Raw genomic sequence first — 11397 nt, 5'->3', positions numbered from 1 at the left:
AGAGTCCGATCGACTACGAACGCGAGTACTGGACCGGCCTCACTGTGGGGCTGGCCGCATAGGAAGGACTCCACACTTCGAGGGGATTGACACCGGGTGACCGCGCCGGAGTGCAGCTACCGGGCCTCCAGGAGGACCTCAAAGCCAAGCTCGACAAGGTCGAGGCCGCAAAGCTGGAGGGCTGGGCCGGAGCACCGGTCCAGCCCCCGGCCGGGTACGAGCCTTCCAAGATGACTCCCCCGGCGGCTGGTTCGGCGAATGTCGCCCTGACCCCGGCAGGCGGGCCGCAGTTGGTTCAGGCGGGCAGCCTGCCCGTCAGCATCGGCAAGGCCTCTCCGACGGAGAGCAACCCGACTCCGCCCGACCCTTCGGGCACCTGGTCGGTGGCGGTCGAAGCCCGCACGGCCACCGAGGCGGCCGGCATCGACGGCGCGATCATCAAGGTCACGCCTCCGGCCGAGGGCTCCACCCCGGTCGACGTGCAGCTCGACTACAAGCAGTTCGAGGACCTCTACGGCACCGAATGGGCCACCCGCCTGGAGCTCAAGCAGCTCCCCTCGTGCTTCCTCACCACGCCGGACCTTCCCGAGTGCGGTACCGCGAAGGACATTCCGAGCAGCAACGATCCGGCCACCGGGACCGTCCGCGCGACCGTCGACCCGGCCACCGCGCCCGGTCAGGGCCTGCGCACGATGGCTCTGAGCGGCGGCGGCGGTCCGACCGTACTGGCCGCGACGGACTCCGCCTCCGGTGCCGGCGGCACCTACAAGGCCACCTCCCTCTCCCCCTCTGGCAGCTGGACCGCCGGCAGCAGCGGCGGCGGCTTCTCCTGGAACTACCCGCTGACGACTCCGGCGCCGCCCGCGGGTCCCGCGCCGAAGATCTCGTTCGCCTATTCCTCGCAGGCCGTCGACGGCAAGACCTCCGTGACCAATGGCCAGGCGTCCTGGATCGGTGACGGCTGGGACTGGGAGCCGGGCTTCGTCGAGCGCCGCTACCGGTCCTGCTCGGACGACCTGAAGGCCGCTCCGGGCAAGCCGAACAACGACAACGCCACGGACAAGAAGAAGAGCGACCTGTGCTGGGCCGGCGACAGCGTCGTGATGTCGCTCGGCGGTGGCACGACCGAGTTGGTCCACGACGCCGCGACCGGCAAGTGGGTCAGCGCCACCGATGACGGCGCGCGTGTGGAGCGTCTGACCGGCGGTTCCAACGGGGCGAAGGACGGCGAGTACTGGGTCGTCACCACCCGCGACGGCACGAAGTACCACTTCGGCCGCCACGACGTGGACGGCGCCGGTACCCGCGCGGTCACCAACTCGGTGTTCACGGTGCCGGTGGTGGGAAACCACTCCGGTGAGCCCTGCTACCAGGCCGCCTACGCGAACTCCTTCTGCCGCCAGGCCTGGCGCTGGAACCTCGACTTCGTCGAGGACGTCCACGGCAACGCCATGGTCATCGACTGGGCGCAGGAGAAGAACCGCTACGCGGCGAACGAGAAGTCCCAGGAGAAGAACGCCGACAAGGTCTCCTACGTTCGTGGCGGCTATCCGACGCGGATCTCCTACGGCCTGCGGACGAGCAACCTGTCCGCCGTCCCGCCCGCCCGGGTCGACTTCACCGTCGCCGAACGCTGCGTCCAGGAAGGCGCGACCAAGTGCACCGACACCGAGTTCGAGTCCAAGAACTACGGTGACAAGCAGGCCTGGTGGGACACCCCGGCCACCCTGCACTGCAAGGCCGACGCCAAGGACTGCTACAACTCGGCGCCGACCTTCTGGTCCCGCAAGCGACTGACGGCGGTCACCACCTGGGCCCAGCGCACCCAGGGCTCCACCGACCTGTCCAAGGTCGACCACTGGTCGCTGACGCAGTCGTTCCCCAAGCAGCGTACCGACACGCACCCGCCCCTGTGGCTGGAGTCCGTCACCCGCACCGGCTACGGCACCACGAAGGACACGGGCGGCAACCAGAACGGCACCGTGCTGCCGCCGGTCTCCTTCCTGCCGAACGTCGTCGACATGCCCAACCGCGTCGCGAAGAGCGCGAACGACGCGACCCCGGACTTCGACCGCCTGCGCGTGGAGACCGTCCGGACCGAGTCCGGCGGCGAGATCCACGTCGACTACTCCGCTCCCTGCCCGGTCGGCACCTCGCACCCCAAGCCGGAGGAGAACAAGAGCCGGTGCATGCCGGCGCACTGGTCCCCGGACCCGGATCTGGAGAAGCCGCCGCTGGAGTGGTTCAACAAGTACGTCGTCGACAAGGTCGTCACGAAGGACCGCGTCTCCCGCCAGCCCGACGTCACCACCAGCTACACCTACGAAGGTGACCCGGCCTGGGCGAAGAGCACCGACGAGTTCACCAAGCCGGAGCTGCGCACGTACAACGAGTGGCGCGGCTACGAGTCGGTGGTGGTGAAGAAGGGTGTGACGGCCAACGCCGGCAAGGCGGACGCCACCGAGCAGTCCCAGACCCGCACCCGCTACTTCCGCGGCATGTCCGGCGACGCCGGCCGCCCGAAGATCACCGTCAAGGACTCCACGGGTACCGAGGAACTGGGCGAGGACCTGCTCCAGTACCAGGGTCAGGTCGCCGAGACGATCACGTACACCAAGGCGGACGGTGCGGTCGACAGCCGTGAGCTGCACTGGCCGTGGGGCCAGAAGACGGCTTCTCGGACACGTGACGGCACCACCCCGCTGGAGGCCTTCCGCACCAGCACCGAGCGCACCGACACCATCGAGTCGACGAGCGGCGGCGGCACCCGCAAGGTACGCACCCGTGCCACCTTCGACCCGGGCTACGGTTCGCTGCTCACCAACCAGACCGAGGTCCTCACGCCCAACGGCACCGGCGGCTGGAACGCGAGCGAGCAGACCTGCACGACGTACACGTACGTGCACAACACCGCCAAGCACCTGGTCGGGCTGCCCCAGCGGCAGCGCAACACGGCGGGTGACTGCGCTCAGGCCGCCACGGGAGCCGTGCTCTCGGACAGCCGCACCTCCTACGACGCCCTGAACGCGTTCGGCTCCGAGCCGGCCAAGGGCCTGGCGTTCCAGATCGACACCCTCGACGCGGCCGGCACCGGCTGGGTCACCGAGCAGCGTGCCGAGTACGACGCGCTGGGCCGCGCGGTGAAGTCCCTGGACGCCGCGGGCAACGCCGACACCGTCACCTTCACCCCGGCCACCGGCACCGTCTTCAGCACCAAGGTGACCAACGCGGCGGGCCACTCCACGACCACCGTGACCGACCCCGGCCGCGGCACGGACCTGGAGACCACCGACGCCAACGGGCGGAAGGTCACCAAGACCTTCGACGACATCGGCCGGAACGCGGCCGTCTGGACTCCCTCGCAGAAGCCGGCCACCGACAAGGCCGCTGCGACCTTCCAGTACCAGTTCGACGCGAACATGCCGCCGACCGTCACCACGCGCCGTCTGCGGGACAACGGCACCTACCAGACCTCCGTGGAGATCTACGACGGCCTGATGCGGCCGCGGCAGACCCAGGGTGAGGCGCTCGGCGGCGGCCGGATCATCAGCGACACCCTGTACAACGCCAACGGCACGGCCCGGCAGACCAACAACGGCTACTACGCCGAGGGCGAGCCGGCCACCAAGATCTTCGTCCCGGAGACCGTCTTCCAGGTCCCCAACTCGACGAAGGCGGCGTACGACGGCCAAGGCCGGACAGTCCGCACCACCACGCTGTTCGAGGACGTGCCGCAGCACTCGACCGTGACCCGATTCGAGGGCGACTCGACGCTCACACGGACCGGGATGTCGGCGGACGGCACCACCCCGCTGAAGGGCAGCCGGGCGTCCAAGACCTGGACGGACGCCCTCGACCGCACCACCCAGACCCACAACTACACGGCCACCGACCTCACCACCTGGAACAAGACGGAGTACGAGTACGGGGCGCGCGGACAGCTGTCCAAGGTCACCGACCCGGCCGGCAACAAGTGGACGTACACCTACGACGCCCGCGGGCGGATGACCGGGGTGAACGACCCGGCCACCGGCATCGCGACCTACGGGTACGACGTCCTCGACCGGCAGGTCTCCACCGAGGACTCCGCCGGACGCAAGACGTTCACCCACTTCGACGTCCTGGACCGCGCGACCTCGACGGTCGAGGACAGCGTGGACGGGCCCAAGGTGGCCTCCTGGACGTACGACACGCTGACCGGCGCCAAGGGCTACCCGGTGTCGGCGACCCGGTACAACAACGGCCTGGCCTTCACCTCCGAGGTGACGGGCTACGACGCGGAGTACCGCCCGACCGGCAGCAAGGTCACCATCCCGGACGGGCCGGCCACCAAGGGCCTGGCGGGCACCTACACCTATGGGGCGACGTACACGCCCACCGGCAAGATCCAGTCCACCACCCTCCCGGCCACCCCGGGCGGCCTCGCGGCCGAGAAGCTGATCAGCCGCTACGACGGGGACGGCTCGCTGATCTCCAAGTCGGGCCTGCTCTGGTACACCTCCGGCATGGTGTACGGCCCGTCCGGGCAGGTGCTCCGGACGACCTCCGGCGGCGCTCCGAACCGGCTGTGGACCACCAACCTGTTCGACCGCAACTCGGGCCGCGTGAAGGACTCCATCGCGGACCGTGAGACCGGCGGCCCCAACCGGGTCTCGCAGCTCAGCTACGCCTACGACGTGGTCGGCAACCCGACCTCGATCACGGACACCCAGCCGGGCAACCGGGTCGACCGGCAGTGCTTCGCGTACGACCCGCTGGGTCAGCTCACGGAGGTGTGGACGGGCAAGACGGCGGCCTGTGAGGGCCCGACCCCGGCCGATGTCACGGCCGGCCCCGACGGTGACGGCTACTGGCAGTCCTACCGGTTCGACGCGACCGGCAACCGGACCTCGCTGGTCGACCACCACCTGACCAACCCGGTCCTGGACACGACCACCACCTACACCTACGGCGTGGAGACCCCCGGCCCCCAGCCGGTGGTCAAGACCAAGCCGCAGGCCCTGACGAAGGTCGAGAAGAAGCAGGGCTCCACCCTGCTGTCCCAGTCCTCCTACACCTACGACGCGGGCGGCAACACCAAGACCCGCACCATCGACGGGAACACCCAGGCCCTGGAGTGGGACCGCCGCAACAAGCTGACCTCGGCCACCAGCCCGGGCATCGGCGCGGTGGCCGTGACCGGTCTGTCGGGCAAGTGCCTCGACGTCGCCGGCGCCTCCGGCGTGGACGGCACCGCCGTCCAGCTCCACACCTGCAACGAGACCCGGGCGCAGCAGTGGAAGTTCACCGGTGACACCGTCCGCGCGCTGGACAAGTGCCTGACCGCGCTGAACGGGAAGGCGGTGCTGTCCACCTGCAAGGGCGGCACCGACCAGAAGTTCGTCCACCGTCCGGCCGACAACACCCTGTACAACGCGGCGACCAACGCCTGCGTGGACGTCCCGAACGGCAATGACGCCGACGGCACCGACCTGCTGGTCTACGCCTGTGCGGTAGGCCCCAACCAGCAGTGGAAGCCTGCCGACAACACCACCACCTACCTCTACGACGCCGACGGCAACCGGCTGATCGAGGAGACGGGCAGCTCCCGCACCCTCTACCTGGGTGAGACGGAGGTGACGGTCAACAAGGCGGGCCAGGCCGTCAACGCCATCCGCGGCTACACCACCCCCGGCGCGCCGACCACGCTGCGTCAGACGGGTGGCAAGACGACCGGCCACAGCCTGACGGTCCTGCTCACCGACCAACACAACACCGCCACCGTCGCGGTCGACCAGAAGGCCGGGCAGCCCGTCACGCGGCGCAAGTTCGACCCGTACGGCAACCAGCGCGGCACGATGGCCACGACCTGGCCGGGCGCCCGCGCCTTCCTCGGCTCGGGCAGGAACGACAGCAGCACCGGCCTGACCCACATCGGCGCCCGCGAGTACGAGGCGTCCAACGGGCGGTTCATCAGCGCCGACCCGATCGTCGACATCACCGACCCGCTCCAGATGAACGGGTACACCTACGCGAACAACAACCCGCTCGCCAACAGCGACCCGTCCGGACTCTGGAGCCTCAAGGGTCTGCTGAGGGGCGCCAAGGACGTGGCCAAGGGCGCGTACCACGGGGCGATCGACTGGGTCTCCGAAATAAACGAAGCCGCGCACGCCTCTGTCGGCGACTGGGAGGGCGCCCGCAAGATCAAGAACGATCGCGAGAATCCCAACTTCTGGAGCGGTACCCAGTTCCTGAAGAACCTCGGCGGCAAGCCTTCCACGAGCAGGGCGTACCGGTGGTCCTACAAGATCACCAAGATATTGATGCCGATCCTCCCCGGGGCCGGTATGGCGATGAACGCCGCCAGCGCGGGCGCGAAGTTCGCGACCAAGGGGCCCAAGATCATCAAGGCCACCAAGACGGCCGGCCCGAAGTGGGGGGACAGTTTCCCCGCGGCGAAGCTGAGGAGTCGGCGTGAGGGCACCGGGACGGACTTCGCCTCGTCCGTTCTGCCGCCCAGCGGCCACAAGGACCTGGCGGATGCCCTTGAGGACCTGAACAGCATGGTCGTCGACTTCGCCATGGACACGACCGCCAAGGGGTACCCGGGTTCCATCAGGGGCCGCACCTACGTCGGAGGCATCCACACGGTGACCGGGCAGCGGGCCATGGCCAGCTCGGGCGGGCTCCTGCCGGGGCGCGGGTACTGTGCCGAGGGCAACGTGGTCCGTCTGCTGGGCGGTGACCCCACGCATGTAGTGTTCACTCACGCCGTCACGGTGAAGAGGGGCAAGGACGGTGTCCGCTACACCGAGCCCATGCCGGTGTGCCCCGAGTGCCAGGCGGACTTCCGCGACAAGAAGCAGTTCATCGTCGGCATCGACCACGGTCGGCGTCCTTCAAGTGGGCAGACCGTCGTGCCGTGGGACATCGCACTGTTCGAAGACGAAGGACACTGATCGTGAAATCGCTGGAACTGGTCCGGATCGAAGCCGGACTGCACGACTGGGCCGCGATCACGTGCGGTTGTTCCTGGGGACCCAACCGGTATTCGGCGGAGCACATTCCGCTGGAACTCATCCGCCGCCTGGAAGGCGACCCGGAGGACCTGGGCACCGACTGGATGGAGAACCACGCCCGCATCCAGTCGAACCTGATGGATCCGGCCGTCGCCACCACCTCCCTGGCCCTCGCCGCCCTGGCGGGGCGTCCTGCTCCGGGAGTCCGCCAGGACCTGCTGTACACCCTGGGCGTCCTGTCAGGCGGTGAGCAGCAGGACGTCGCCAAAGCCTGTCTGGACGTGGCCCGTCAGGGTGTCTGGCTCTACTACGAGGAGCTGGCGGCGTTCGAAACGGTCGGTGCCTCGGCCGAAGCGTACGAGCTGCTGTCCCAAATGGACGAGCAGGCCGAACGCCTCGCGGCCTACCACCGCGTCTTCCGGGACAGGCTGCCGGAGGACCTGAGGTGACCGGCGTCTGAGGGACAGTAAGGCCCCCGCGCTCGACGAGCGCGGGGGCCTCTCCCGTTTCCCCGCTCCCGTCGTGTGAAGGTCCCCCGCTCGATGAGCGGGGGACCTTCGACGTTCCCAACCCCTAGCCCCCACGAGGTCTCCGCGCCGGCGGAAGCCCGGATCCTCACCTGAAGCGGTGAACCGCCCCTTATCCCGTGGTCACCAGGGGTAGGGCACTGCTGATCTCGTGCGGGGGTCCGGGTCGACCGGGCCCCCGCACCCATGGAAGAAAGGCCGACCCCGCCGTGACGCAGCCGTTTCAACTGCCGGATTTCTATGTGCCCTATCCGGCACGACTGAACCCCCACCTGGAGCATGCGCGAGCCCACACCAAGCGATGGGCGCGCGGCTTCGGGATGCTGGAGGGTTCGGGCGTCTGGGAGGAGAGCGACCTCGACTCGCACGACTACGCGCTGCTCTGCGCGTACACCCACCCCGACTGCGACCGCGACGCGCTGGCTCTGGTCACCGACTGGTACGTGTGGGTGTTCTTCTTCGACGACCACTTCCTGGAGATGTACAAGCGCTCGCAGGACCGTGACGGCGCCAAGCGGTACCTCGACCGGCTCGCCGCCTTCATGCCCATGGACCTGTCCGACGGGTTCCCCGAGCCGACCAACCCGGTGGAGGCCGGGCTCGCGGACCTCTGGGCGCGGACGGTCCCCGCGATGTCCGCGGACTGGCGGGAACGGTTCTCCTTGTCCACGAAGAACCTCCTCAACGAGTCCATGTGGGAGCTCGCCAACATCAACATCGGGCGCGTCGCGAACCCGCTCGAATACATCGAGATGCGCCGCAAGGTGGGCGGCGCCCCCTGGTCGGCCGGCCTGATCGAGTACGTGTCCGCCGAGGTCCCCGCGCGCGTCGCGCACTCCCGCGCGCTCGGCGTCCTGCGCGACGCCTTCTCCGACGCCGTGCACATCAGGAACGACATCTTCTCCTACCAGCGCGAGGTCGCCGACGAGGGCGAACTGTCCAACGCCGTCCTGGTGCTGGAGACCTTCCTCGGCTGCACCACCCAGGAAGCCGCCGAGGCCTCCAACGACCTGCTCACCTCCCGTCTCCAGCAGTTCGAGCACACCGCGCTCGGCGAGCTCCCGCAGCTCTTCGCCGACCACGCGATGGACCCGGCGGAGATCGCGGCCGTCCTCGCCTACGCCAAGGGACTGCAGGACTGGCAGTCCGGCGGCCACGAGTGGCACATGGTCTCCAGCCGCTACATGAACAAGGAGGCCAGGCCCACCGCCCCTGCGAGGCTGCCCTTCCTGCCGACCGGGCTCGGTACGACCGCGCTCGACCTGCGCTCCGTGTTCGCGCGGCGCTCGATGGAGCTGCGCCACCGCTCCTTCACCCATGTCCCCTTCGAGCACACCGGCCCTTCCGTCATCCCCGACATCTACATGCCGCACCGGCTCAGCCTGAGCCCCCACCTGGCGCACGCGCGCGAGGAGTCCGTCGCCTGGTCCCGGCGGATGGGCCTGCTGGACCCGCAGCCGGGCGACCCCGGCTCGGCGATCTGGAACGAGGAGCGGCTGCGGGGCTTCGACTTCGCGCTCTGCTCGGCCGGGATCGACCCCGACGCGACGCCGCAGGAGCTGGCCCTCAACGCCTGCTGGCTGACCTGGGGCACGTACGGGGACGACTATTACCCAGCGGTCTTCGCCCAGGCCAGGAACCTCCCGGCGGCCAAGGCGACCACCGCCCGTCTGATCGCCATGATCCCGGTCGACCACGCGGACCGGCCGGAGCCGGTGACGGCGCTGGAGCGCGCGCTCGACGACCTGTGGGTGCGCACCAGCGCCGGCATGTCCGCCGGGCAGCGCACCGAGTTCCGGGCGACGCTGGTCAGCATGCTGGAGAGCTGGCTGTGGGAGGTGGACAACCAGATCCAGAACCGGATCCCGGACCCGGTGGACTACGCCGAGATGCGCCGCCACACCTTCGGCAGCCACCTCACGATGTACTTGTGCCGCCTCGGGCACCGGGGCCGCGGCATCCCCGAGGAGATCTACGCCTCCGGGACCATCCGCTCACTGGAGAACGCGGTCGCGGACGCCGCCTGCATGATCAACGACATCTACTCCTACCAGAAGGAGGTGGAGGTCGAGGGCGAGGTCCACAACTACATCCTGGTCACGCGGAACTTCTTCGACATCGACTACCCGCAGGCCCTGCACATCTGCCACGAGCTGATGACCCGGCGGACCGAGGAGTTCGAGCACATCGTGGCGACCCAGCTGCCGCTGCTCTACGCGGACTGGAAGCTCTCCGCGCAGGCCCGTGAGGCCCTGGACGCATACGTGGGCGAGCTGAAGGACTGGCACGCCGGCATTCTCAACTGGCACGAGAACATCCGCCGTTACCGCGCGCAGGACCTGCATCGGCAGCCCGACCTGCTGTCCACCGGCGTCCTGGGCGCCGGCTTCGGCATGTCGGCCGCCCGGCTCTCCCTGCCCGCCTGATCCCGGCGGGGCGGGGCGAGGCGGCCGCGGGGGCGGGACCGGTCCGTCGGCCGCCCCCGCCGTACGTCAGAACTCGTCGCCGGTGTGCGGCAGTACGGGCGTGCGCAGGGCCGCGTCCAGCGCAGCCGCCGCGCCGGGCGTGCGCTCCCGTACGAGTCCGGCCGCGACGAGTTCCCCGGCCCGGGTCCCGCCGAGGTAGCAGGCGGCCAGTTCGCGTACGTCCAGGGACAGGTCGGCGGCGGAGTCGGCGTGGTCGTAGGTCGCCCCGTCCGGCCCCGCCTTGAGCCGGAACCGCCCGGCGTTGGCGGGCAGCCGTACGTCGTGCACCTCCAGCACCAGCTCCACCGGCGCGGCCCAGGACCGCGCCGTCAGGGCGGCGCCTACGTCGACCAGACGCACCCAGAGCGCCGGGAACTGGGCGGTGACGCGCACCTGGTCCCGGTCGGCGGCGAAGTGCAGCAGCGGGTCGTCGACCGGACGGCCCCACGCGCAGACCTTGCCGGTGAGGTCGAGGGAGGCCACGCACTCCCACAGCGCGGCGGCGACCGCCGGGGTGTCGGCCTCCAGCTCGTCGACCCGGACCAGCCCCGGCACGCGGACCGCCGCGGCGCCGTCCTCCGGCTTGGTGCGGTAGAGCACGTACCCGGCGATCGGCTCGTCCGCCTCCCCGAGGACGATGATCCGCGGCGGGCTCAGCTCCTCGTCCTCCTCGTCCTGTTCGGCCAGCCACTCCTCGCACCAGCGCTGCGCGCTGCGGGTGGGACGGCCGGCCCGCCCGGCGCGGGCGGCCTCGTGGAAGGGCCCGATCACGGCGAGGGCCTCCTGCGGGTCGACGAGGCGCAGCGGCCGCCGGTCCGGGGCGATGCGCAGGGCCAGCGGGCGGGTGGAGTCGATCTCGATGGTGGCGCCGGTGGTGGCACTGCCGTAGCCGAAACGGCCGTAGATGGCGGCCTCGGAGGCCCAGAGCGCGGCGATCGGGCTTTCCGCCGCGGCGGTCCGCCGCAGCATCTCGGCCATCAGAGCGGTGAGCACGCCGCGCCGGCGGTGGGTGGGGGCGACGGACACGAAGGTGAGTCCGGGGCAGGGCAGGTCCGCACCGGGCACCGAGAGCCGGAAGTCGTGCGCGGCCATGAAACCGACCAGGGCGGCGCCGTCGTAGGCGCCGATCCGGTCGCAACTCGCGAGCAGCGAGTGGTGTCTGTCCCGGACCTCCTTCTCGGGCCGGTCGTGGAAGACCAGGTACGCGAGCTCCAGAGCACGGTCGATATCGGACTCGGGTACCTCGCGGATGTCCACCATGATCGCGAGACTAATCGGTCATGGCGGACCGGTCACCTCAAAATAACCGGGACGGCGCAGTCGATCGCCGTCCGGGCCTCCCCCGGCCGGCGGGCCGCGCAGCCCGGTCGTATCTTTCGGATCCTGTCGGCCCGGCAGGATCCG

General features: G+C 69.8%; 4 protein-coding genes. 3 read left to right on the top strand and 1 reads right to left on the bottom strand.

Features of this window, described 5'->3' with window-relative positions; translation table 11 throughout:
- Nucleotides 1-110: 110 nt before the first annotated feature.
- The 3 genes from ACIQZO_RS31965 to ACIQZO_RS31955 all read left to right on the top strand — a co-directional run bounded on the left by ACIQZO_RS31965 (nt 111) and on the right by ACIQZO_RS31955 (nt 9954).
- Entirely contained in the window at nt 111-6941 is a 6831-nt protein-coding gene (locus tag ACIQZO_RS31965) for a ricin-type beta-trefoil lectin domain protein (RefSeq protein ID WP_403632902.1), read from the top strand.
- A 2-nt stretch (nt 6942-6943) separates the two neighbouring features.
- Entirely contained in the window at nt 6944-7450 is a 507-nt protein-coding gene (locus ACIQZO_RS31960) for a hypothetical protein (protein WP_403632899.1), read from the top strand.
- A 287-nt stretch (nt 7451-7737) separates the two neighbouring features.
- Nucleotides 7738-9954 carry a germacradienol/geosmin synthase gene (locus tag ACIQZO_RS31955; RefSeq protein ID WP_403632896.1) on the top strand — a complete coding sequence of 739 codons (2217 nt, stop codon included), beginning with the start codon at nt 7738-7740 and terminating at the stop codon, nt 9952-9954.
- Nucleotides 9955-10020: 66 nt separating this feature from the next.
- On the opposite strand, the gene ACIQZO_RS31950 is transcribed toward ACIQZO_RS31955, so the two are convergent.
- Nucleotides 10021-11253 carry a GNAT family N-acetyltransferase gene (locus ACIQZO_RS31950; RefSeq protein ID WP_403632893.1) on the bottom strand — a complete coding sequence of 411 codons (1233 nt, stop codon included), beginning with the start codon at nt 11251-11253 and terminating at the stop codon, nt 10021-10023.
- Nucleotides 11254-11397: the final 144 nt, after the last annotated feature.

The sequence above is a fragment of the Streptomyces sp. NPDC097617 genome, assembly GCF_044761485.1.
GTDB lineage: Bacteria > Actinomycetota > Actinomycetes > Streptomycetales > Streptomycetaceae > Streptomyces.
The sequence above is the reverse complement of the archived record's forward strand: the minus strand, read 5'-3'. Positions and strand labels throughout refer to the sequence as shown.

Coding starts and splice junctions, on each gene's coding strand:
- ACIQZO_RS31950 (WP_403632893.1), bottom strand. CDS start 11,253: ATGGTGGACATCCGCGAGGTACCCGAGTCCGATATCGACCGTGCTCTG.